Raw genomic sequence first — 20,740 nt, forward strand, 5'->3', positions numbered from 1 at the left:
CCGTCCATACCATGAGGGTGTCGCGTAGACGTCGCGATCGACCACCGCAATGTGTCTCGGCGATCGATTTGCTGCATGTGCGCCGACGCTTCCCACCTTTTCCTGGAGCACTCTCCATGGACGCCCTGCTGCTGTCGCGTATCCAGTTCGGATTCGTCATCGCCTTCCACGTGCTGTTTCCCGCCTTCACCATCGGGCTTTCCAGCTTGCTGGCGTTTCTGGAATGGCGTTGGTTGCGCACCCGTCTGCCGGTCTGGCGCGAGCTGTACTTCTTCTGGCAAAAAATCTTTGCCGTGTCGTTCGGCATGGGTGTGGTCAGCGGCATCGTGATGGCCTTCCAGTTCGGTGCCAACTGGCCGGAACTGAGCCGCATTGCGGGCGGGGTGATCGGGCCGTTGCTGAGCTACGAAGTGCTCACCGCGTTCTTCCTCGAAGCCAGTTTTCTGGGCGTGATGATGTTCGGCTGGGGGCGCATTTCCGAGCGCCTGCACTTTTTTGCCACCTGCATGGTGGCGCTGGGCACGCTGTTTTCCACGTTCTGGATTCTCTCGTCCAACAGCTGGTTGCAGACGCCGGCCGGCTACGAGGTGATCGACGGCATCGTGCATCCGGTGGACTGGTTGAAGATCATCTTCAATCCCTCGTTTCCGTATCGGCTTGCGCACATGGCGCTGGGCTCGTTCATCACCACCTGTTTTGTGGTGGGCGCGGTGGGTGCGTGGTATCTGCATCGCGGCGTGCACCGCGAGGCCGGCCTGCGCATGCTCAAGCTGGCGGTGGTGTTTGCGGCCATCACCGTGCCGCTGCAGATCTTTGTCGGCGACATGCATGGTTTGAATACGCTCAAGCATCAGCCGATGAAGATCGCGGCGATGGAAGCGCACTGGCATGCCGAAGAACCAGGCAAGGGATTCCCGCTGGTGGTGTTTGCCGTGCCCAATGCGCAGGCCGAGCGCAACGATTACGAGCTGGCGATTCCGCGCCTGGGCAGCCTGATCCTGACCCACCGCCTGGACGGCAACATCGCGCCGCTGACCTCGGTGCCGGCACGCGACCGCCCGCCGGTGACGCCGGTGTTCTTCGCCTTCCGCATCATGGTGGGGATCGGTTCGTTGATGTTGCTGGTGGCCTGGGTGTCGGCATTCGCGCTGTGGCGCGGCACGCTGGTGCAGTGGCGCTGGTTGCTGGCGACCTGGCGCTGGATGCTGCCAAGCGGCTTCATTGCGCTGATTTCCGGCTGGTTCGTCACTGAAATCGGCCGGCAGCCGTACGTGGTCTATGGGCTGCTGCGCACAGCCGACGCAGTGGGCCCGCAGTCGACGCTGATGACCGCCATCTCGTTGTCGGTGTATGTGGCCGGCTATGCGTTCGTGTTCGGCTGGGGCATCTGGTACCTGGTCAAGATCGGCAAGATCGGGCCGACCCCGCACGATGCGCCGCAGTTGGACCATGGCGAACACACCCCCGCACGGCCGCTCTCGGCCGCGGACGAACCGATCGATGGAGCCGCATGATGGACATGACAACAGTGTTGCCGGTGGCATGGTTCGCGGTGATCGGCTTCGGGGTGTTGATGTACGTGGTGCTGGACGGCTTCGTGCTCGGCATCGGCATCCTGGCGCCGTTTCGCAAGGACGAGGCGCAGCTGGATCTGATGATGAACACCGCCGCTCCGATCTGGGACGGCAACGAAACCTGGCTGGTGCTGGGCGGGGCAGGGCTGCTGGCGGCGTTTCCCAAGGCCTACGCGGTGATTCTGTCGGCGCTGTATCTGCCGGTGTTGCTGATGGTGATGGCGCTGGTGTTCCGCGGCGTGGCGTTCGAGTTTCGCTTCAAGGCGCAGCGTTCGCGGCGGTTGTGGAGCAATGCGTTTGCTGCCGGCTCGATCCTGGCCACCTTCGCGCAGGGCGTGATCCTGGGCGCGCTGGTGCAGGGCCTGCCGATCGAGAACGACCGCTATGTGGGCGGGATCTGGGGCTGGTTCAGCCCGTTCGCGATGCTGACCGGCGCGGCCTTGGTGTTCGGTTATGCGCTGCTCGGCAGCACCTGGCTGATCCTCAAGACCGAAGGTCACGTGCACGCGCTGGCGCGTCAGTTGAGCCGGCCATTGACCCTGAGCGTGCTGGTTTTCATCGGCCTGGTCAGCGCGTGGCTGCCGTCGTTGCAATCGCATGTGATGGACCGCTGGTTCAACGAGGCGCATTACCTGTGGCTGATGCCGGTACCGGTGCTGGTTGCCGTGGTGGGCTATGCGCTGTGGCGCGCCACCGAACCGGGGCGGCCGGATACGCCGCCGTTCCTGCTGGCGATGGGCTTGTTCGTCCTCGGCTTCCTGGGCCTGGTGCTGGGCATGTGGCCGTATCTGGTGCCGCCGGTCTATACCATCTGGCAGGCTGCTGCGCCGCCATCCTCGCAGCTGTTTGCGATGGTGGGGCTGGTGATGTTGCTGCCGCTGGTGCTGGGCTACACGGTGTGGTCGTACCGGGTGTTCCGCGGCAAGATCACCGCGGAAACCGGCTACCACCATTGATGGCGGCGGTCAGGTCTTCGACTGCTGCGTAGGTCGAACTCGCTTGGCAGGCGCAACGCGCGCTAGCGCCAGGTAGGCGCCGGCACGATCACGGCCGGCCTTCGCCTTCACTGCAGCAATCTCCGCGCGCCTGAGCGCGCGTCCACTGCGGCCAACTGCAACACGCTCAGCGCAGACGTTGCTTGAACATCCACTCCCACATCGCCGGGTCCGCGTAGGTCACGTCCCAGACGTTGTGGTTGCCTTCGGGATATTCGCTGTAGCGCAGGTTGGCGCCCACGCCTTTTGCCGCGCGGTACAACGCGCGGTCGTCGTGCGGTGGCACGGAGGTGTCCTTGGCGCCGTGGAATGTCCAGATCGGCACGTGCTTGAGCTGGGTGACCGCTGCCGTGTAGGGGTCGGCCTCCTTGGCCACCAGGCTGACGTACAGCGTGCGGCGCTCGTCGCGTGGCGCCTTGAGCGCGCCGCAGACCGGTACGATCGCGGCGAATCGCTGCGGCTGCATCAGCCCGATTTCCCACGCGCCATAGCCGCCCATCGAGATGCCGGTGAGGTAGGTGCGTTGCGGGTCGGCAGCGAACTCGGCGCTGGCCGCATCCAGCGCGGCGATCGCCATGCGCGCATTGATGCCCAGCCATTCCTCGTCGTCGGGTACCTGCGGCAACACCACCAGTGCCGGGAAGTCGGCGGTGTGTTCGCTCAGGTAAGGCCCGACGCCGACTTCGGCCTGGTCGCGTCCGTTGTCGCCGCGCTCGCCGGAGCCGTGCAGAAACAACACGATCGGCCGTGGCTGCGGCGCCTTGGCGGCCGGCACGAACACCTGATAGCGGTATAGCCGGCCTTCCAGCTGCAGGGTGCGGGCGACGAAGTGGCCGCGCCGCCCATCATGTTTGCGCTCAGCCATGCTGGAGCAACCGGCGAGCACCAGCGCAAGAATTCCAAGTAAGACGCAACGAGCAATCACGCAGCACTCCCCATCGATCACCAAGCTGCAGTATCGCCGCATGCAGGGGCGCTGGCACGTCGCGTTGCGGCGAGCAACGTGGATGCGTCATGTGCTCCACCATTTTCGGTTGCGCGTGCACGCGGTCAGGCGCACGCGCTCACGGCATCAGGATCAACGTGGCCAGGCCCAGGAAGCTCAAGAAGCCCATCACGTCGGTCAGCGTGGTCAGGATCACGCCGCCGGCCAGCGCCGGATCGAAGCCCAGCCGTTTGAGCGTCACCGGCACCAGCACGCCACCGAAGGCAGCGGTGAGCATGTTCAAGGTCAGCGCCGTGCCGATCACCAGCGACAGCATCGGCTGGCCGAACCAGGCCAGCACGATCAGCCCAAGCCCCACGCCCAGACACAGGCCGTTGATCAGCGCGACCGTGAGCTCTTTCTTGAGCAGGGTCATCACGTTGGACGAGCCGATCTGCCCCAGCGCCAGGCCGCGCACCATCAGCGCCAGTACCTGGGTGCCGGCGTTGCCGCCCATGCCGGCCACGATCGGCATCAATGCCGCAAGCGCCACCAGTTTTTCGATGGTGCCTTCGAAGCGGCTGACCACGCTGGAGGCCAGAAAAGCGGTGCACAGATTGATGCCCAGCCAGATCAGCCGGCGACGGAATGCACGCCGCGCCGGGCTGAACATGTCCTCGTCTTCGTCCAGACCGGCCGCGCTCATGGCCTGGTGCTCGGCCTGCTCGCGGATGATGTCCACCACGTCATCGATGGTGATGCGGCCGAGCAGGATGTTGTTGTCGTCCACCACCGGCGCGGAGATCCAGTCGTGATCGGAGAAGCGCCGCGCCACCTCGTCCGAGCCATCGCCCACATCGATCGCCGGTTGCTCGTCGTCGATCAAGCGATTGACCGGCGTGCTGTCCTCATGCGTGACCAGCGCGGCCAGCGACACGCGACCCAGGTACTGATGACGTCGGCTCACCACATACAGGTGATCGGTGTGATCGGGCAGCTCGCCGCGCAGGCGCAGATAGCGCAGCACCACATCGACATTGACGTCGGCGCGCACCGTCACCACGTCCGGGTTCATCAGGCGGCCGGCGGTGTCTTCCGGATACGACAGCACTTGCTCCAGCCGCTCGCGGTTCTCGCGGTCCATCGACTTGAGCACTTCGTCGATGACGGTGTCGGGCAGGTCTTCGACCAGATTGGCCAGATCGTCGATGTCCAGGTCTTCGACCGCGGCGACGATTTCGTCGGTATCCATGTCGGCCAGCAGGCTCTCGCGCACTTCGTCGCCGACATGCAGCAGCACTTCGCCATCGTCTTCCGGGTCGACCAGCCCCCACACCACTTCGCGCTTGCCGGGCGGCAGCGATTCGAGCAGGTTGCCGATCTCCGCCGGCGCCAGCGTGTTGACCAGCCGGCGTACCGGCCCCAAGCGTCCGCTATCCAGCGCGTCGGACAGCAATCGTAGCTGGCGCGCGGTCTTGTCGTGGCGGACGGCTTCGGCCATGCGCGGCTCCCCGGAAGAGTGGACGCGCCGTCAGTGGAAGACGCGGTGCTGGATCAGCACGGCATTATCGCTTGCGCATGGTGACGAAACATACAGCGGTTTGGCGATCCGCATGCGGATTGCCGAAGCGATGCAGGATGCGCCCTGAAAGGGTGAGCGCATTGCGCCGGCGCTTGCCGCATCGGGCCAACGACGTGCGGCGTGCGCAAGTGGCTATGAAATGGCCGACTCTGCGTGTCGCGATGCGCGCAGGGCAGAGGCGATCAGATCGGCTAACAACACGTAGCGAGCAGTCGTCAGCTGGGTGCGGGCTGCGCGGAGGAACCGGATGTCCGTGTGGTACATGCCGCACCGAGCACCGGCTGCGCACGCATGGCGGTGAACACAGTCGTTTTGTTGGCTGCTCTCAGTCGCCTGTGGCGCTAACGCAACACGGCCTGCGCATTGCAGGCCAGCCACTTCTCGATGCCCTTGCGGTCGCGTGCGCGCAACAACTTGTCGCCATGCACGCGCAGCTCGCCCAGGTGGATGTCGCGTACCGCGCGGCGCACTTCCAGCAAGGTGGCCGGGTGCAGGCTGAATTCGGTGAGCCCCAACGCCAGCAACATCGGTACGAACCGCGGGTCGCCGGCAATCTCGCCGCACACCGCCACCGGCTTGCCGTATGCCCGCCCGGTGGCGATCACCTGCGCAATCAGCCGCAACACCGCCGGATGCAATGGCGAATACAACTCGCCCAGCGCCTCGTTGTTGCGATCCACCGCCAGCAGGTACTGCACCAGGTCGTTGGTGCCGATCGACAGGAAGTCGATGTCGTCGATAAAGCAATCCAGCGCCAGCGCCGCGGCAGGCACTTCGATCATCGCGCCCAGCGGAATGTGCTCGGCAATCTCGTGGCCTTCGTCGCGCAGCTGCGCGGCGAGCTTTTTCAGCTGTTTGCGCACCAACTGGATTTCTTCGCGGCCGCTGACCATCGGCACCAGAATGCGCACCGGGCCGTAGCCGGAGGCGCGCAGGATCGCGCGCAACTGCGCCTGCGCCACCGCAGGGCGGGCCAGCGACAGGCGCACGCCACGCAGGCCCAGGGCCGGGTTGTCTTCGTCGCTCAAGGTCAGGCCGGTGCGGTCGGCCTTGTCGGCGCCCAGATCCAGCGTGCGAATAGTCACCGGGCGGCCGCTCATGCCCAGCACGGTGTCGCGGTAGGTGTGGAACTGCTCGTCTTCGTCGGGCAGCTCGTTACGCTGCAGGAACAGGAATTCGGTGCGGTACAGGCCCAGGCCGCTGGCGCCCAGCGCATGCGCGCGCGCGACGTCTTCCAGCGACTCGGCGTTGGCCAGCAGGGTGATATCGACGTTGTCGCGGGTGCGCGTGGGCTTGGAGCGCAGCCGGCCGAGTTCGCGCTGCTCCTTGGCCAGCGTGCGTAAACGCTCGCGGTAGTCGCGCAGATGGTCGGGCGTGGGGTCGACGATGACCTGGCCGGAGCCGGCATCGACGATCAGCACGTCGCCATCGTCGATCCGCTGCACCGCATCGCTGACTCCCACCACCAGTGGCAGATGCAGGCTGCGCGCCAGGATCGCGCTATGCGACAGCGTGCTGCCGGCGGTAGTGACAATGCCGACCACGCCTTGCGCCTGCAGCTGCGCCAGTTCGGACGGCGCCACGTTGTCGCAGACCAGGATCTCGCCGGCCACGCCCTTGAGGTCGGGCGCACGCTTGTGCAAGAACGCATGGATGCGGCCGATCACGTGATCCAGATCGTCCATGCGGCTCTTGAGATAGGCGTCTTCCATGCCATCGAACACGGCCGCCAGCCGGTCGCGCTGCACGCGCAGCGCGTAGTCGGCGCTGTAGCGGTGGGTGCGGATCAGCTCATCGAGTCCTTGCAGCAATTCCGGGTCGTCCAGCAGCAGCGCATGCAGTTCCAAAAATTCGCCGACTTCGCGCGCCAGCGCGCCATGCAGGCGGTCGCGCAGTTCCTGCATTTCGACACGTGCTGCCTCGATGGCGGTGTGCAGGCGCTGCAACTGCGTTTCCACCTGGTTGGCGGGCACGCGTTGCTCGGCCACTTCCAGCGTGTGGCTCTGGCGTACGCGCGCGCGCCCGAGCGCATTGCCGCGCGAGGCGCCATGTCCGCGCAGGCGCAGACTCATGCGTGTGCCTGGCGCAGTGGCGCCGTGTCGGTCGCAACGGCACCGACGCGACGCATGCTCAGCTGTCCTCGTCGAAACGACGCTCGAACAACTCCACCAGCGCCTGCAAGGCCTGCGCTTCGTCTTCGCCATCCAGGCGCACCATCACGCTGGTGCCTTGGCCGGCGGCCAGCAACATCACGCCCATGATGCTCTTGGCGTTCACCTCGCGGCCCTTGGCCGCCAGCGTGGCGTTGCTGCGATAGGACGACAACGTCTGCACCAGCTTGGCGGTTGCCCGCGCATGCAGTCCGAGTCGGTTGGACACAATGAGTTCGCGTTCAAGCATCGTCGATGATCGCTCCGTTGCGGGTACCGGCCGCCGCGGTGGCGGGCAGCTCCTGCAAACCTTGTTCGGGGTAATTCATCACCCGCAGCAGCATCGGCAGGCTGAGCGCGGACACCCGGCGAACCGGCGTGCCCAGCGTGGCCAACCGGCTGGCGAGATTGCTGGGGCTTGCGCCATACAGGTCGGTCATGACCAGCACGCCGTCGCCGCTGTCGACCCGACGCATCGCCGCCGAGGCCTGGGGCAACAACGCGCCCAGGTCTGCATCGAACGGCACATCGAATGCTTCGGTCTTCAGCGGCAAATGCCGCAACAGCCCCGTCGCCACGTTCAACAACGCTGCGCCGATGCCGGGATGAGTAATGAGGAGAATGCCACAGGCCATGCCGAAACGTTAACAGGTCAGCGTGACCGCGCGATAGCGTTTACCCGCACCGATGCGTTGCGAACTGAATAGCCGTTTAGGACCACGACAACAGAGCGCGTGCGCGGCGCGCAACCAGCGCGTTGCGGCGGGTATGACCAATGATCCGTGACCCGCATCGGGTCGCTGCCGAACGCACAGTAAGCGAGCGCTGCAGTTGGCACTTTGCGGAGCAGTGCACGTCCAGATGCGGTGCAGGTTTGCAGGCTTTTCGAAGCGCACGCGAGTGTCGAAGCACCTGCAATCCGCAATACCGCGTAAAGACTAAGGAAGCCGCGACAAAGCGCGCCAGCTACATCCAGTCCCGCGATCCACGCCAACGACGCGTAGGCAACGCGTCAACCCGCAAAAGAAACCTTCCAATCCAGTTCAGTCAAATTCGTCACAGCACTCAGGACAGCGCTTGATCGCTTTGACGAATCCCCAATCCCGAATTCCAAATCCCGGCCCCAATCAGTCCTGCTCGCGATGAAACGTCGCCACCTCCGGCCAGCCCTGTTCGCGCGCATGCCGCGCCATGCGTTCGGCCATGTACACCGAGCGATGCTTGCCGCCGGTGCAGCCGAAGGCGATGGTCACGTAGCTGCGGGTGTCGTTGCGCAGCCGCGGCAGCCAGGTGTCGAGCAGGTCCACGATCTGCGCGCTGTAGCGCTGCACGTCCGCCTCGTTGTCCAGATAGTTGCGTACGCCGGCATCGCGGCCGGTGAGCGGGCGCAGCTCCGGGTCCCAGTGCGGGTTGGGCAGCACGCGCGCATCGAACACGAAGTCGGCTTCGGCCGGCACGCCGCGCTTGTAGGCGAACGATTCGAACAGCAGCGACAGGCGGTCGTTGGAGCCGAGCGCAAACTCGGTGACCACGCGGCGACGTAACTGATGCACGTTGAGCGTGCTGGTATCGATGATGGCGTCGGCCTGCGCGCGTAGCGGTTCGGTCAACTGCCGCTCGCGGGTGATCGCCTCCGGCAACGCCAGGCCGAGATGGCTCAGCGGATGACGGCGGCGGGTGTCGGCATAGCGTTTGATCAGCGCTTCATCGCTGGCTTCGAAAAACAGCAGGCGTGCCTCGATGCCGTATTCCTGCGCGGCCTGGCGCCATTGCGCCAGCTGGGTCAGGTCGCTGCGGCTGCGCACGTCGATGCCGACCGCCAGCCGCTGGTCGCCGATCGGGTTGCCGCGCAGGCGGCTCTTGACGAAGTCCGGCAGCAGCTCCACCGGCAGATTGTCCGAGCAGTAGTAATCCAGGTCTTCGAAGGTCTTCAATGCGACCGATTTGCCCGAGCCGGACAGCCCGCTCACGATCATCAACGTGGAGGGCGCGGTACTCATGGCGTGCGTCGCTCCAGCAGGTTGCTGTGGCGGGCGATGAACATCGCCGCCGGGTCGATGCCCTTGGTGCGCAGGATATGCAGCCGGGTGGCGGCCTCTGTCAGCACGGCCAGGTTGCGGCCCGGCATCACCGGCAGGGTAATCAGCGGCACATCCAGATCCAGCACGTGGCGGCTGCCGGAATCGCCGGTCAGGCGCTCGTAGCCGGACGGCGTGGGCTCGGTCATCGGCCGGGTCAGGTGCACGATCAGGCGCAGGTACTTGTTCTTCTTCACCGCGGTGTCGCCGAACATGTCGCGCACGTTCAACACGCCCAAGCCGCGCACTTCCAGCAGGTCCTGCAGCAGTTCGGGGCAGGTGCCGTCCAGCACGTCGGGGGCGATCTGGGTGAATTCCGGCGCGTCATCGGCCACCAGGCGGTGACCACGGCTGAGCAGTTCCAGCGCCAGCTCGCTCTTGCCCGAGCCGGCTTCGCCGGTGATCAGCACGCCGATCGAATAGATCTCCATGAACACGCCATGCAGCGTGACCCGCGGCGCCAGCGTGCGCGCCAGGTGGTAGGAGAGGTGGTTGAGCAGCTCATGGCCGCGCTTGGGCGAGATCCACAGCGGGGTATTCGATTCGTCGGCCGCCGCACGCAGATCTTCCGGGCAGGACTGGTTCTTGCTGATCGCCAGTGCCAGCGGCTGCACCTGGATGATCTTTTCGATGGTCTCCCAGCGCTGCCGCGCGTCCAGCGAATCCAGCCAGGCCAGCTCTTCGGTGCCCAGGATCTGCACCTTGTTGGGATAGATCACATTGAGATAGCCGGCCAGCGACGGGCGGCGGGCGTTGTTGCTACCTGCCTGGATCTCGCGGTGCTCGCCTTTCTGCCCGGCGACCCAGCGCAGCGCCAGCTTGTCGCGTTGCTGGTCGAACAATTCGCGTGCGGTGATGCTGGTATTCATGCCGCGCTGGCCTGTGGTGGAGGCGCATCGGTGAGCAGGGCCATCAGCGCGTCGGCATCGGGCGCGGCGCGCAGCTTCTGACGGAACTGCGCGTCGGAGAAGCGCTCGGCCAGTTCCGACAACAGCATCAGGTGTTGGTGGGTGTAGTGCGCAGGCACCGCCATGGCGAACACCAGGTCCACCGGCTCATCGCTGCCGAACGCAACCGGCGCATCCAGCCGCAGCAGCGCGCCGCGGGGTTCGGTCAGATTGGGGCAGCGTCCATGCGGAATGGCGATGCCATGGCCGATGGCGGTACTGCCCAGTGCCTCGCGCTCGCACAGGTTGGCGTAGAGCTCGTCGGCACCGGCCTGTCGGCAGGACAGCAACTCGGCGGCGGTGTGCAGTACGGTGTCGCGATCGGCGGCCGGCGACACCACGGTGCGCACGGCCGCCATCAGATCGGTTAAAGGCATGAGGGCATCAAGCGGGAAGCGTCATGCGGGATTGTCGCGCACCTCGCGTGCGTGGTGGTTACATTTCTTTTCTTTGTGCTTGAGCACCAGGCGGTCGAGCTTGTCGACCAGCAGGTCGATGGCTGCATACATGGTGGAACCGCTGGCATCTGCGTGCAGGGTGCGACCGGGAAGGTTGACGGTGGCGACCACGTGGTGGTCCGGCTTGCGAACGGCCAGCTGCGTTCGGACTTCGCAGTGCTGGTCGAAATGGCGCTGCAGTCGCTGCAGCTTGCTTGCCACGTAGTCCCGCAGGGCGGGGGTCACTTCAAGCTGGTGGCCATACGTCTCGATGCGCATCGGATACCTCCATTGGTCGGTGGGCCAATGAACCTTTCCGGTGATCCGACTCACCCGGCGCAGGCCGGCGTTGCGGTGGTTGCAACGTCAGGCGATGCGTACGCGTTCGTGGGAGGCGGAAATGTTCATGGCCTCACGATACTTCGCAACGGTGCGCCGCGCCACTGGTACGCCGGAAGTCTTCAACAGATCTGCCAACTTGGCGTCCGACAAGGGTTTGCGCGGGTTTTCTGCGTCGATCAAGCGCCGGATCATGGCCTGGATGGCGGTGCTGGACGCTTCGCCGCCGCTGTCGGTGTCGATGCCGGAGGCAAAGAACGAGCGCAGCGCGATGGTGCCGCGCGGGGTGCGCACGTATTTGCGGGCAATGGCGCGGGAAATGGTGGATTCGTGCAGGCCGAGCTCGCCTGCGATCTCGCGCAGGGTCAGCGGGCGCAGCGCCTGCGCGCCGAATTCCAGAAACCCGGCCTGGTGCTGCAACAGGCAGCGCACCACCCGCAGCAGGGTTTCGCCGCGGGCTTCCAGGCTCTTGAGCAGCCAGCGCGCCTCCTGCAATTGCCCACGCAGGTAGCCGGCGTCGGATTCGCCGCAGCTGCGGATCAGGTTCTCGTAGCCGCGATGGATGGTGACCTTGGGCTGCGAGCGGCCGGCCAGCGACGCGCGCCAGACGCCGCGCTGGCGCCAGATCACGCAGTCGGGCACCACGTAGGTGTCTTGTGACAGGTCGCCGATCTGCTTGCCCGGGCGCGGGTCCAACGAACGCACTAGCTGCACGGCCTGTTCGACATCGGCGGCCGAGCGCTTGAGTTCGTGCGCCAGGCCGGGCACACCGGCACGCGGCAGCCGTTCCAGCGGGCCGGCGACGATCTGCAGCGCCAGCTCGCGCCCGGGGATGGCCGGGTCGAGCACCGCCAGCTGCAAGGTCAGGCACTCGCCCAGCGTACGCGCACCCACGCCGACCGGGTCGAAACGCTGGATCTGATGCAGCACGGTCAGTACTTCCGCCTCGTCCACCGCAGCGCCCAGCGCCAGTGTTTCGAGAATGGCCGACAGCGGCTCGCGCAGATAACCGTCTTCGTCCAGCGCATCGATCAGCAGCGCGCCGATCTGGCGGTCGCGTGGCGACAACGGCGACAAGTGCAGTTGCCACAGCAGATGGTCGGCCAGGGTTTCCGATTCGGCCACGCGCTCGGCGGCATCGCCGGACTCGTCATCGTCGAAACTGCCACCGCTGCCCGAGCCGGTCCACTGCAATTCGTCCTGCGACCAATCGTCGTCGCGTTCGGCAGGCGCCGGTTCTTCGCGCTGGGGTTCCTCGCTGGACGAGGACGACGCGGACTCCACCGCTGTGTCGCCGGCCGCATGCGCGGCTTCGTCGGCCCATTCCAGCAGCGGGTTGGTTTCCACCGCTTCGGCGATTTCCAGTTCCAGCTCGGTGGTGGACATCTGCAATAGCTTGATCGCCTGACGCAATTGCGGCGTCATGACCAGCTGCTGTCCTAGCGATGTCTGAAGCCGGGCTTTCATGCAGGCACTGACTGGAAGAATCGATGGCGCGGCGACGCGCTCAAAGGCGGAAAGTTTCCCCCAGATACACGCGACGGACGTCGGGATTGGCTAGCAGCGCGTCCGGTGCCCCCTGCGCCAGCACGCCCCCCTCGGCGAGGATATACGCGCGGTCGCAGATTCCCAAGGTCTCGCGCACGTTGTGATCGGTGATCAACACGCCGATGCCGCGTTCCTTGAGGTGAATGATGATGCGCTGGATCTCGCCGACCGAAATCGGGTCCACGCCGGCAAACGGTTCGTCCAGTAGCATCATGCGCGGCTTTGCGGCCAGCGCGCGGGCGATCTCGCAGCGGCGGCGCTCGCCGCCGGAGAGGCTGGCGCCGAGCTGATCGGCCACATGGGTGATCTGCAATTCTTCCAGCAGCGAGGCCAGTTCCTTCTCGCGGCCGGCGGTGTCCAGTTCCTCGCGCAGCTCCAGCACCAGCCGGATGTTGTCGGCCACGGTGAGCTTGCGGAAGATCGACGGTTCCTGCGGCAGGTACCCCACGCCGAGCTTGGCGCGCGCGTACATCGGCTCGGCGGTGAGGTCGCGTCCGTCCAGCTCGATGCGCCCGGCGTCGGCTTCGACCAGGCCCACGATCATGTAGAAGCAGGTGGTCTTGCCGGCGCCGTTGGGGCCGAGCAGGCCGACCACTTCGCCGGCCTCGAGCGTGAGGCCGAATTCCTTGACCACTTCGCGTTGCTTGTACTTCTTGCGCAGACCGGTGGCGACCAGCATTACTTCTTCCCCTGCGGCTTGGCAGCAGGCTTGGCGGCCGGTGCCGGCGTTGCCGCGGTGGGGGCTGCATTCTTGGGCTGGATGATGGTGCGCACGCGGCTGCCGTCGCCGCCGCTCTGCATATTGCCGGTCTTGGTGTTGTAGACCATGCGCTGGCCGGCGTTGGTGCCCTTGGGCGAGTCGACCTTGTAGTTGCCGGTCAGGATGATGATCTCGTCGGCGACCTTGTATTCGATGTTGTCGGCCTGGCCGTTCATCATCGCGCCGTCGTCCATCTGCTGCTTGAGCGTGGCCTGCTTGCCGTTGAGCACCACACGGTCGGTCTGGCCGTTCTTCTGGAAGATGTCGGCGGTATCGGCGTGGATTTCCAGCGTGCCCTGGGTGATCACCACATTGCCGCTGAAACGGCACTTCCCGCTGTCGTCGAGCATGTTGCAATCGTTGGCATTGGAGTCGATCGCCATCGGCTGATTGCGGTCGCTGGTCTTGGCCATCGCCATGGCAGGCAACAGCAGCGCGGCAAACGCCAGTTTAGCGGGCAGCATTCGGTTCATAGCGGGTCTTGACCTGAGAAAGGAGCTTGTACTGGCGTGATTTGAGATCGGCTTCGAAGCCGACCCCGCTTTGCATGATACCCGGCCGGCGCATGGTCACCGGAGCAGCGGTCTTGGCGAGGTTCTGCTGCGGAAACACGTCCAGACTTTCGGTGCGGAAGGTGGTGGGCGGCGTCGCGCCGGCGGTCGGGCTGTCGCCTTGGACATCGCCGCGCAAGCGCAGCTCGTCGCCCTTGGGGCTGACCCAGCCGGTCTTGGCGCGCAGCGTCCACGGCTGGTTGGCGTTGTCGGGCAGCAGGAACACCGGCGTGGTGATGTCGGAGGTCTGGTCGGCGCGGTTGCGGTGCATTTCCGGCGCGCGCAGCGTCATCGATTCCTTGCCGCTCTGCTTGTCCAGGGCGATCAGTTCGAAGTCGCGCAGCACATAGTCGACTTTCGACTCATCCACGGCTGCCGCTACCGGGCGGGCGCGTTGCTGCCATGCCGACCAGCCGGAGATGACGGCGGCGGCAAACAGCACCACGCCCAGGGTGGTGCGCCAGTTCACGCTCATGCGGAAAACCTTTCGATGATGCCCTGGACCTGGCCTTGCGCGGCGAGCACCACATCGCAGACCTCGCGAGCGGCGCCTTCGCCGCCACGTGCCTGGGTGTGCCACTGCACGCGCTCGGCGATCCAGGGGTGCGCGTTGGCTGGCGCCACCGGCAGGCCGACCGCCAGCAACGCCGGCAGATCGGGCAGGTCGTCGCCCATGAACAACACCTGGTCCAGCGACAGGCCGTGTTCCTGACACAGCGCCAGCACCGCCAGGCGCTTGTTCTTGACTCCGATCTGCACGTGCAGTCCCAGATCCTGGCCGCGCTTTTCCGCCGACAGGCTGGCGCGCGCAGTGATCAGCGCGACATGGATGCCGGCGTATTCGAGCTGTTTGAGGCCCTGGCCGTCGAGCACGTTGAACGCCTTGCTCTCGTTGCCGGCATGGTCGTAGTACAGGCGCCCGTCGGTCAGGGTGCCGTCGACGTCGAAACAGGCCAGGCGGATACGCGCGGCGCGTTCGATCAGCTCGGCGGGGAGGTGCTGCAAGGGAGAGTAGGGCATCGGCACGAATCGGTGAGGACGGGGTTCCGCAGTTGAAAACTGAACCTGTTAAACCACCTTGGCGCGCAACAGGTCGTGAATGTTCAATGCGCCGACCGCACGCTGCTGGGCGTCCACCACGATCAGGCCATTGATCTTGTAGTCCTCCATCAGCCGCGCGGCCTCGGCTGCCAGCTGGTCGGCGCCGATGGTGCGCGGGTTGCGCGTCATCACCTCGGCAATGCCGGCGCTGCGCACGTCGATGTCGCTGTCCAGTGCGCGGCGCAGGTCGCCGTCGGTGAACAGGCCGATCAGGCGACCGTCGTCGTCGACCACCGCGGTCATGCCCAGGCGCTTGCGGCTCATTTCCATCAGCGCCTGGCTCAGGCTGGCATCTTCGCGCACGCTGGGCAGGTCATCGCCGCCGTGCATGACGTCGGTGATGTGCAGCAGCAGGCGCCGGCCCAGGCTGCCGGCCGGGTGCGAGCGCGCAAAGTCGTCCGCGGTGAAACCGCGCGCATCCAGCAGCGCCACCGCCAGCGCATCGCCCATCGCCAGCGAGGCGGTGGTGCTGGAGGTCGGTGCCAGGTGCAGCGGGCAGGCCTCGGCGGAGACGCTGACATCCAGGTGCACGTCGGCGGCCAGGGCCAGACTGGAGCCGGGGCGGCCGGTCATGGCGATGATCGGGTTGCCCTGGCGCTTGAGCACCGGCAGCAACATGCGCACTTCGTCCGATTCGCCCGAATACGACAGCGCCAGCACGATATCGGCCTCGGTGATCATGCCCAGGTCGCCATGGCCGGCTTCGCCGGGATGCACGAAGAACGCCGGCGTGCCGGTGGACGCCAGGGTGGCGGCGATCTTGCGCGCGATATGGCCGGATTTGCCCATGCCGGTGGCCACCACCCGCCCGCGCGACGCCAGCACCAGCCGGCATGCCGCGGCAAACGCGTCGCCGATGCGCGCGCCCACGCTGGCCAGCGCCTCACGCTCGATCTCCAGCACGCGCTGCCCGCTGGCGACCAGGCTGGCGTCGCTGACGGTGGCGGTGGGCAGGTGCGAGACGGCCATGCGGGACTCGGGTGAAGAGTAGAATGTGCACTCATTTTATGAGGAAACGCCCTGTGGACGCCGAAACCATCCGTAAACTCATCGAATCCGGCTTGCCCGAAGCCCGCGTCGACGTGCACGGCGACGACGGTGTGCACTTCGAGGCGACCGTGGTCAGCCCGGCATTTGCCGGCAAGGCCCCGTTGGCGCGTCACCGCATGGTCTACGCGACCCTGGGCGAGTTGATGGGTGGCGCGATCCACGCGCTGCAGCTCAAGACGCTGACCCCCGACGAAGGCTGAGCGGCGCCGTCGGGCAGACCGGCCCCGGCCGCAGTGCCGCCCGGGGCGCGTCGTCCGGCACGCCGTTGTCTCAGCTCTTAATCCCGCGATATCTCATTCCCCCGACATCTCTTTCGGATCTCCCAAGCTCCCATGGCAAAAATCGTAGTGACCGGCGGCCAAGCGCTGCATGGCGAAGTCAATATTTCCGGCGCCAAGAACGCAGTGCTGCCGATCCTGTGCGCCACCCTGCTGGCCGATGCGCCGGTGGAAATCAGTAACGTGCCGCACCTGCACGATGTGATCACCACGGTGAAGCTGCTCAGCGAGCTGGGCGCCGAGGTCACCATCGACGAAGGCACCCTGGCCAAGGGCCGCTCGATCCTGGTCGACCCGCGCTCGGTGACCCATCAGGTTGCCCCGTACGAGCTGGTCAAGACCATGCGCGCCTCGATCCTGGTGCTGGGCCCGCTGCTGGCGCGCTACGGCACCGCCGAAGTGTCGCTGCCCGGCGGTTGCGCGATCGGTTCGCGCCCGGTGGACCAGCACATCAAGGGCCTGCAGGCGCTGGGTGCGGAGATCAGCGTAGAGAACGGCTACATCAAGGCCACCAGCAATGGGCGTCTGAAGGGCGGCCGGTACGTGTTCGACATGGTCAGCGTCACCGGCACCGAAAACGTGCTGATGGCCGCGGTGCTGGCCGAAGGCACTACGGTGCTGGAAAACGCGGCGATGGAACCGGAAGTCACGGATCTGGCCGATTGCCTGATCGCGCTCGGCGCGCAGATCGAAGGCGCCGGCACGCCGCGCATCGTGGTGCACGGCGTGGAGCGTCTGGGGGGCGGGCACCATGCGGTGCTGCCGGATCGCATCGAAACCGGCACCTTCCTGGTCGCTGCGGCGATGACCGGTGGCAGCGTCACCGTGCGTCGCGCGCGCCCGGACACTCTGGATGCGGTGCTGGACAAGCTCACCGAAGCCGGCGCCACCATCACCACCACCGCCGACAGCGTCACCCTGGACATGCACGGCAAGCGCCCGCGCGCGGTCAACCTGACCACCGCGCCGTACCCGGCGTTTCCCACCGACATGCAGGCGCAATTCATGGCGCTCAACTGCGTGGCCGAGGGCGTGGGCGTGATCAACGAAACGATCTTCGAAAACCGCTTCATGCACGTCAACGAACTGCTGCGCCTGGGCGCGGACATCCAGGTCGAAGGCCATACCGCGATCGTGCGCGGCGCCGAGCGCCTCAGCGGCGCACCGGTGATGGCCACCGATCTGCGCGCGTCGGCTTCGCTGATCCTGGCCGGGCTGGTGGCCGACGGCGACACCACCATCGATCGCATCTACCACCTGGACCGTGGTTACGAAAACATCGAGGAGAAGCTGGGGGCGCTGGGCGCGACCATCCAGCGCACCGCATGATCCTGCGCGGGCGATTCACCACCCGACGCAAGATCCTGTTGGGCGTGATCGTGCTGATCCTGGCGTGGCTGGCCTACGCCTGGAGCGTGGGCATGGCCATCACCCAGGGCGTCGAGTTCAAGGATATGGATTGGAACGGCGACGGCACTGCCAGCCGCAACGAGATCGCGCAATCGTTCTACGCGGTGGCGGTGAAAAAGACCGTCGAAGGCAAGCGCCATTGCGATCTGTTCTATTGGCGCAGGAACGACGAACAGATCCGCGTGGATTGCCGCACGGTGTTCAGTACCGGCGATGACAAGGCTGCTGCCAAGCCCTGAGGAGGAATGGGTCAGCGTGGATAGATCGATTGCAGAGTCACCGATCTGTCACTTCGCTGCAGGGCCCTTGCCCGCCCACCCTCGCGGGACACGCCGCAAGTACGTCCATGGAGCAACTGTGTTGGTCAGGACCTCAATCCGCGACCTTTGATCAGTTTCCTTCGGGCGTGTTCATCGGTAGGTGCCGGCCGCTGGCTGGCACGCTTTTGCGTTTACTCACGGCCGCCGAGCGCGCTCAGGTGGGCTGCAGAGCGGCTCTTTGATCGCGCACGCGCGCATTGAGGATGACCAGCATCTTGCGCATCACCGCCACGAGGGCGACCTTGCCTTCCTTGCCGCGTGTGCGCAGCGATCTGTAAAAATCGCGCAGACCTGGCTCGTGCCGAGCCGAGGACATCGCCGCCATATACAGCGCCTGCCGGATATCGGCTCGGCCTCCGCCGATCCCCCGTTTACCACGCATCGCGCCGCTGTCGCGCGAGAGCGGGGCAACGCCAACCAATCGGGAGATTTGCTTTCCGTTGAGCGTCCCAAGCTCCGGTAACCGGGACACCAGCACGGCCAGCAGCACCGGACCGACCCCTTTGAGCGTCTTCAACGCGGCCAGGTGCGGTTGCTCGATGAGCAGCGTCTTCAGCTGCCCGGCGATCAGGTTGTCTAGCCGCGCCACGCTGCGCACAAGCTGGTTCACGTTGCCCTGCAGGATCTTTCGTAGCGCTTTTTCCGCAACCTGCAGCAACTGCTGCCTTGCTGCTTTCAGCAGTTCGACCAGTTGCCGACGGGCACGTACATGCTCGCCCAGATCGCGCTGCCAGGGTTCCAGTGGAACATACCGATGGAGTTCCATCTTCTCGGCCATGCAGGCCAACATGGCCGCGTCCAGCCGGTCAGTCTTGGCCAGTCCCAAACCGTTGGCCAGGTTGCGTGCCCGTTGCGCATTGACGCGCGCTACCGGCAGTGCGGCGTGATGCAAGGCATCCAGCGCTGCCAGCTCGTAGCCCCCGGTCGCCTCCAGCACCACCTGCCGCACCGACAGCGTCTTCAGCCAATCGACAAGCTTCCGATGACCGCCTGCGGTGTTGGTGAACTGACGGGTTTGGCCTCGAAAAACGGCAACGTCCAGAAAGTGTTTGCACACATCGATCCCGATTCCGCTCATGGGAAATCTCCGCTAGGCTAAAAATGTCGAGAGCTCCCTCGCTTGCCCAGTCTTATCGTTTCGAGTGTCAGCTCGGGCAACTGTTCGGGCGAATCAAGGGAGAATCCGGCGTGGGTACCAAACTGCATGGCGATCGCTGAGATCCAGGCTCTGACGGCAGCCCACGCCGGCTCTCGACACCTAAACTGCCAGATTCCGAACAGATAAGGCTCTTATGCGGCATCCATGCCGCATAAGGTCCCGCGACGGTGAGCGGGCAAGGGCCGGTCGGGAGGGTCGGTACGCATGATTGCAAGCAGGGCAAGCAGTGAACCCAGCGCGGCCGTCTGATGAGGTGCGGTCTGGTCGGCTTCTTTCCATCTGAGCAACGTCACTGCCAAGACGACATCACTCCATCCGCCAACGAAGGCAGTGTGGTTCCCACATTGCCGCCATTGCTGCGGCGTTCGAGAGCGTTTGTTAGCCGCTCCGAGTGGCTGCCCGGCCTGGACAACGAAGCGCCGCGCCGCGCTCACGTGATGTAATCTCATCACGCCCAGGTGTAATAGTCTCCGCCATCGCACGCGCCTAAGGTGCGCGCATCGCACAAGGCCACTGCACCCCATGGGACACGATCACAACCACGCACCCAGCGAAATCCGCCATGAAACACCGTTGTGGTGGGCGCTTGGCCTCACTGCCACCTTTCTGGTGGCCGAAGTCATCGGCGCGTTCGTGTCCAACAGTTTGGCGCTGTTGTCGGATGCGGCGCACATGGCCACCGACACGCTCGGTCTGATGATCGCCCTGCTCGCGGTGCGTTTGAGCCGTCGCCCGGCGGACGCGCGCCGCACCTACGGCTATGTCCGTCTCGAAGCGTTGGGGGCACTGGTCAATGGCGCGCTGCTGTTCGGTGTCGGTGCCTACATCCTCTGGGAAGCCGCGCAACGCTTCCACGCGCCGCAGGATATTTCCTCTAACGGCATGCTGCTGATCGCCGGTTTCGGCCTGGTGATCAACCTGATCGCGATGAAGCTGCTGCATGCCGGCAGCGGCGAAAGTCTCAACGTCAAGGGCGCCTATCTGGAAGTCTGGAGCGACATGCTCGGCTCGGTGGCGGTGATCATCGGCGCCTTGCTGATCCGTTGGACCGGCTGGCAATGGATCGACCCGGTACTGGCGGTGCTCATCGGCCTGTGGGTGCTGCCACGCACCTGGGTGCTGCTGCGCGAAGCGATCAACGTCCTGCTCGAAGGCGTCCCCAAAAGCATCGACCTGGCGCAGGTCCGTCAAGCCTTGACTAGCTACCCCGGCGTCGACGACGTCCACGACCTGCACGTCTGGGCCCTGGCTTCCAGCACGCCCGCACTCACCGCGCATGTCGTGGTCGGCGACACCACCGACCGCGATCGCCTGCGCGACGCCCTCGGCAACCTGCTGCACGACCGCTTCGACATCGCCCACGTCACCTTGCAGGTGGAAAGCGGCGATTGCGGTACCGAACCCTGCGGTACGCCGTCCATGCAGGTTGCTGCCGACGATGTACATGATCATGCACACGGGCATTGCGCGCACAAGCACTCGCACTAGAACCACTGACGAAGCGATCGCGCAGCTGCTAGGCAAAGAAAAACGCCA

General features: G+C 65.5%; 22 protein-coding genes and 1 other RNA gene. 6 read left to right on the plus strand and 17 right to left on the minus strand.

Annotated features, from left to right (window positions below; genetic code table 11):
- Positions 1–116: 116 nt before the first annotated feature.
- Positions 117–1,514 (plus strand): cytochrome ubiquinol oxidase subunit I, encoded by a 1,398-nt coding sequence (locus tag ACCQ06_RS07995; protein ID WP_104614596.1) that lies wholly within the window; start codon positions 117–119, stop codon positions 1,512–1,514.
- Positions 1,514–2,530 (plus strand): cytochrome d ubiquinol oxidase subunit II, encoded by a 1,017-nt coding sequence (gene cydB / locus ACCQ06_RS08000; protein ID WP_316691641.1) that lies wholly within the window; start codon positions 1,514–1,516, stop codon positions 2,528–2,530. The genes ACCQ06_RS07995 and cydB overlap by 1 nt, the downstream gene beginning before the upstream one ends.
- A 166-nt stretch (positions 2,531–2,696) precedes the next feature.
- On the opposite strand, the gene ACCQ06_RS08005 is transcribed toward cydB, so the two are convergent.
- From ACCQ06_RS08005 to ACCQ06_RS08080, 16 genes are all read right to left on the minus strand, one after another.
- On the minus strand, positions 2,697–3,536 hold the full coding sequence (locus ACCQ06_RS08005) for a carboxylesterase family protein (RefSeq protein ID WP_170068499.1): 840 nt from the start codon (positions 3,534–3,536) through the stop codon (positions 2,697–2,699).
- Between the two features lie 97 nt (positions 3,537–3,633).
- Positions 3,634–4,995 carry a magnesium transporter gene (gene mgtE, locus ACCQ06_RS08010; protein ID WP_005993208.1) on the minus strand — a complete coding sequence of 454 codons (1,362 nt, stop codon included), beginning with the start codon at positions 4,993–4,995 and terminating at the stop codon, positions 3,634–3,636.
- 270 nt (positions 4,996–5,265) lie between these two features.
- A non-coding RNA gene (locus tag ACCQ06_RS08015) (sX9 sRNA) lies at positions 5,266–5,340 on the minus strand.
- A gap of 77 nt (positions 5,341–5,417) precedes the next feature.
- Positions 5,418–7,148 carry a phosphoenolpyruvate--protein phosphotransferase gene (ptsP, locus tag ACCQ06_RS08020; protein WP_316691642.1) on the minus strand — a complete coding sequence of 577 codons (1,731 nt, stop codon included), beginning with the start codon at positions 7,146–7,148 and terminating at the stop codon, positions 5,418–5,420.
- Positions 7,149–7,206: 58 nt separating this feature from the next.
- Positions 7,207–7,476: an HPr family phosphocarrier protein gene (locus ACCQ06_RS08025; RefSeq protein WP_104614507.1), complete on the minus strand. Its 270-nt coding sequence runs from the start codon at positions 7,474–7,476 to the stop codon at positions 7,207–7,209.
- Entirely contained in the window at positions 7,469–7,861 is a 393-nt protein-coding gene (locus tag ACCQ06_RS08030) for a PTS sugar transporter subunit IIA (RefSeq protein ID WP_104614508.1), read from the minus strand. Before ACCQ06_RS08030 ends, ACCQ06_RS08025 begins: the two co-directional genes overlap by 8 nt.
- Positions 7,862–8,353: 492 nt before the next feature.
- Positions 8,354–9,226 (minus strand): RNase adapter RapZ, encoded by an 873-nt coding sequence (gene rapZ / locus ACCQ06_RS08035; RefSeq protein ID WP_170068500.1) that lies wholly within the window; start codon positions 9,224–9,226, stop codon positions 8,354–8,356.
- The gene (gene hprK, locus ACCQ06_RS08040; RefSeq protein WP_005993219.1) at positions 9,223–10,173 is read right to left on the minus strand and encodes an HPr(Ser) kinase/phosphatase; all 951 of its coding nucleotides are present in this window, start codon (positions 10,171–10,173) and stop codon (positions 9,223–9,225) included. The genes rapZ and hprK overlap by 4 nt, the downstream gene beginning before the upstream one ends.
- A complete protein-coding gene (locus ACCQ06_RS08045; RefSeq protein WP_228324266.1) occupies positions 10,170–10,628 on the minus strand; it encodes a PTS sugar transporter subunit IIA in 459 nt (152 codons plus the stop codon). Before ACCQ06_RS08045 ends, hprK begins: the two co-directional genes overlap by 4 nt.
- Before the next feature lie 21 nt (positions 10,629–10,649).
- Positions 10,650–10,967 carry a ribosome hibernation-promoting factor, HPF/YfiA family gene (hpf, locus tag ACCQ06_RS08050; RefSeq protein WP_011037930.1) on the minus strand — a complete coding sequence of 106 codons (318 nt, stop codon included), beginning with the start codon at positions 10,965–10,967 and terminating at the stop codon, positions 10,650–10,652.
- Positions 10,968–11,054: 87 nt separating this feature from the next.
- Positions 11,055–12,494: an RNA polymerase factor sigma-54 gene (locus ACCQ06_RS08055; RefSeq protein WP_104614510.1), complete on the minus strand. Its 1,440-nt coding sequence runs from the start codon at positions 12,492–12,494 to the stop codon at positions 11,055–11,057.
- A gap of 40 nt (positions 12,495–12,534) precedes the next feature.
- Positions 12,535–13,254 (minus strand): LPS export ABC transporter ATP-binding protein, encoded by a 720-nt coding sequence (lptB, locus tag ACCQ06_RS08060; protein ID WP_104614511.1) that lies wholly within the window; start codon positions 13,252–13,254, stop codon positions 12,535–12,537.
- A complete protein-coding gene (gene lptA / locus ACCQ06_RS08065) occupies positions 13,254–13,808 on the minus strand; it encodes a lipopolysaccharide transport periplasmic protein LptA (protein ID WP_104614512.1) in 555 nt (184 codons plus the stop codon). The genes lptB and lptA overlap by 1 nt, the downstream gene beginning before the upstream one ends.
- On the minus strand, positions 13,786–14,361 hold the full coding sequence (gene lptC / locus ACCQ06_RS08070) for an LPS export ABC transporter periplasmic protein LptC (protein ID WP_104614513.1): 576 nt from the start codon (positions 14,359–14,361) through the stop codon (positions 13,786–13,788). The genes lptA and lptC overlap by 23 nt, the downstream gene beginning before the upstream one ends.
- Positions 14,358–14,906, minus strand: coding sequence for a KdsC family phosphatase (locus ACCQ06_RS08075; RefSeq protein ID WP_104614514.1), 549 nt, complete (start codon positions 14,904–14,906; stop codon positions 14,358–14,360). Before ACCQ06_RS08075 ends, lptC begins: the two co-directional genes overlap by 4 nt.
- 48 nt (positions 14,907–14,954) lie before the next feature.
- Positions 14,955–15,956, minus strand: coding sequence for a KpsF/GutQ family sugar-phosphate isomerase (locus tag ACCQ06_RS08080; RefSeq protein WP_104614515.1), 1,002 nt, complete (start codon positions 15,954–15,956; stop codon positions 14,955–14,957).
- 53 nt (positions 15,957–16,009) lie between these two features.
- On the opposite strand from ACCQ06_RS08080, the gene ACCQ06_RS08085 reads away from it, so the two are divergent.
- The 3 genes from ACCQ06_RS08085 (at position 16,010) to ACCQ06_RS08095 (ending at position 17,964) form a co-directional block, all read left to right on the plus strand.
- Entirely contained in the window at positions 16,010–16,237 is a 228-nt protein-coding gene (locus ACCQ06_RS08085) for a BolA family protein (RefSeq protein WP_104614516.1), read from the plus strand.
- Between the two features lie 132 nt (positions 16,238–16,369).
- Positions 16,370–17,644, plus strand: a complete 1,275-nt coding sequence (gene murA, locus ACCQ06_RS08090; RefSeq protein ID WP_228324268.1) for a UDP-N-acetylglucosamine 1-carboxyvinyltransferase — start codon at positions 16,370–16,372, stop codon at positions 17,642–17,644.
- On the plus strand, positions 17,641–17,964 hold the full coding sequence (locus ACCQ06_RS08095) for a hypothetical protein (protein ID WP_104614518.1): 324 nt from the start codon (positions 17,641–17,643) through the stop codon (positions 17,962–17,964). The genes murA and ACCQ06_RS08095 overlap by 4 nt, the downstream gene beginning before the upstream one ends.
- Before the next feature lie 235 nt (positions 17,965–18,199).
- Here ACCQ06_RS08095 and ACCQ06_RS08100 read toward each other — a convergent pair whose 3' ends face one another.
- Positions 18,200–19,123: an IS110 family RNA-guided transposase gene (locus ACCQ06_RS08100; RefSeq protein ID WP_316691643.1), complete on the minus strand. Its 924-nt coding sequence runs from the start codon at positions 19,121–19,123 to the stop codon at positions 18,200–18,202.
- 603 nt (positions 19,124–19,726) lie between these two features.
- Here ACCQ06_RS08100 and ACCQ06_RS08105 point away from each other — a divergent pair.
- Complete coding sequence (locus tag ACCQ06_RS08105) at positions 19,727–20,692, plus strand: cation diffusion facilitator family transporter (protein WP_316691644.1); 966 nt, start codon at positions 19,727–19,729, stop codon at positions 20,690–20,692.
- Positions 20,693–20,740: the final 48 nt, after the last annotated feature.

It is taken from the genome of Xanthomonas sp. NCPPB 4467 (assembly GCF_041475665.2).
Classification (GTDB): domain Bacteria; phylum Pseudomonadota; class Gammaproteobacteria; order Xanthomonadales; family Xanthomonadaceae; genus Xanthomonas; species Xanthomonas dyei.

Bases quoted from the DNA above. Each gene is read 5' to 3' on its own strand.
- ACCQ06_RS07995 (WP_104614596.1), top strand. From the start codon at position 117: ATGGACGCCCTGCTGCTGTCGCGTATCCAGTTCGGATTCGTCATCGCC.
- cydB (WP_316691641.1), top strand. From the start codon at position 1,514: ATGGACATGACAACAGTGTTGCCGGTGGCATGGTTCGCGGTGATCGGC.
- ACCQ06_RS08005 (WP_170068499.1), bottom strand. From the start codon at position 3,536: ATGCGGCGATACTGCAGCTTGGTGATCGATGGGGAGTGCTGCGTGATT.
- mgtE (WP_005993208.1), bottom strand. From the start codon at position 4,995: ATGGCCGAAGCCGTCCGCCACGACAAGACCGCGCGCCAGCTACGATTG.
- ptsP (WP_316691642.1), bottom strand. From the start codon at position 7,148: ATGAGTCTGCGCCTGCGCGGACATGGCGCCTCGCGCGGCAATGCGCTC.
- ACCQ06_RS08025 (WP_104614507.1), bottom strand. From the start codon at position 7,476: ATGCTTGAACGCGAACTCATTGTGTCCAACCGACTCGGACTGCATGCG.
- ACCQ06_RS08030 (WP_104614508.1), bottom strand. From the start codon at position 7,861: ATGGCCTGTGGCATTCTCCTCATTACTCATCCCGGCATCGGCGCAGCG.
- rapZ (WP_170068500.1), bottom strand. From the start codon at position 9,226: ATGAGTACCGCGCCCTCCACGTTGATGATCGTGAGCGGGCTGTCCGGC.
- hprK (WP_005993219.1), bottom strand. From the start codon at position 10,173: ATGAATACCAGCATCACCGCACGCGAATTGTTCGACCAGCAACGCGAC.
- ACCQ06_RS08045 (WP_228324266.1), bottom strand. From the start codon at position 10,628: ATGCCTTTAACCGATCTGATGGCGGCCGTGCGCACCGTGGTGTCGCCG.
- hpf (WP_011037930.1), bottom strand. From the start codon at position 10,967: ATGCGCATCGAGACGTATGGCCACCAGCTTGAAGTGACCCCCGCCCTG.
- ACCQ06_RS08055 (WP_104614510.1), bottom strand. From the start codon at position 12,494: ATGAAAGCCCGGCTTCAGACATCGCTAGGACAGCAGCTGGTCATGACG.
- lptB (WP_104614511.1), bottom strand. From the start codon at position 13,254: ATGCTGGTCGCCACCGGTCTGCGCAAGAAGTACAAGCAACGCGAAGTG.
- lptA (WP_104614512.1), bottom strand. From the start codon at position 13,808: ATGAACCGAATGCTGCCCGCTAAACTGGCGTTTGCCGCGCTGCTGTTG.
- lptC (WP_104614513.1), bottom strand. From the start codon at position 14,361: ATGAGCGTGAACTGGCGCACCACCCTGGGCGTGGTGCTGTTTGCCGCC.
- ACCQ06_RS08075 (WP_104614514.1), bottom strand. From the start codon at position 14,906: ATGCCCTACTCTCCCTTGCAGCACCTCCCCGCCGAGCTGATCGAACGC.
- ACCQ06_RS08080 (WP_104614515.1), bottom strand. From the start codon at position 15,956: ATGGCCGTCTCGCACCTGCCCACCGCCACCGTCAGCGACGCCAGCCTG.
- murA (WP_228324268.1), top strand. From the start codon at position 16,370: ATGGCAAAAATCGTAGTGACCGGCGGCCAAGCGCTGCATGGCGAAGTC.
- ACCQ06_RS08095 (WP_104614518.1), top strand. From the start codon at position 17,641: ATGATCCTGCGCGGGCGATTCACCACCCGACGCAAGATCCTGTTGGGC.
- ACCQ06_RS08100 (WP_316691643.1), bottom strand. From the start codon at position 19,123: ATGAGCGGAATCGGGATCGATGTGTGCAAACACTTTCTGGACGTTGCC.
- ACCQ06_RS08105 (WP_316691644.1), top strand. From the start codon at position 19,727: ATGGGACACGATCACAACCACGCACCCAGCGAAATCCGCCATGAAACA.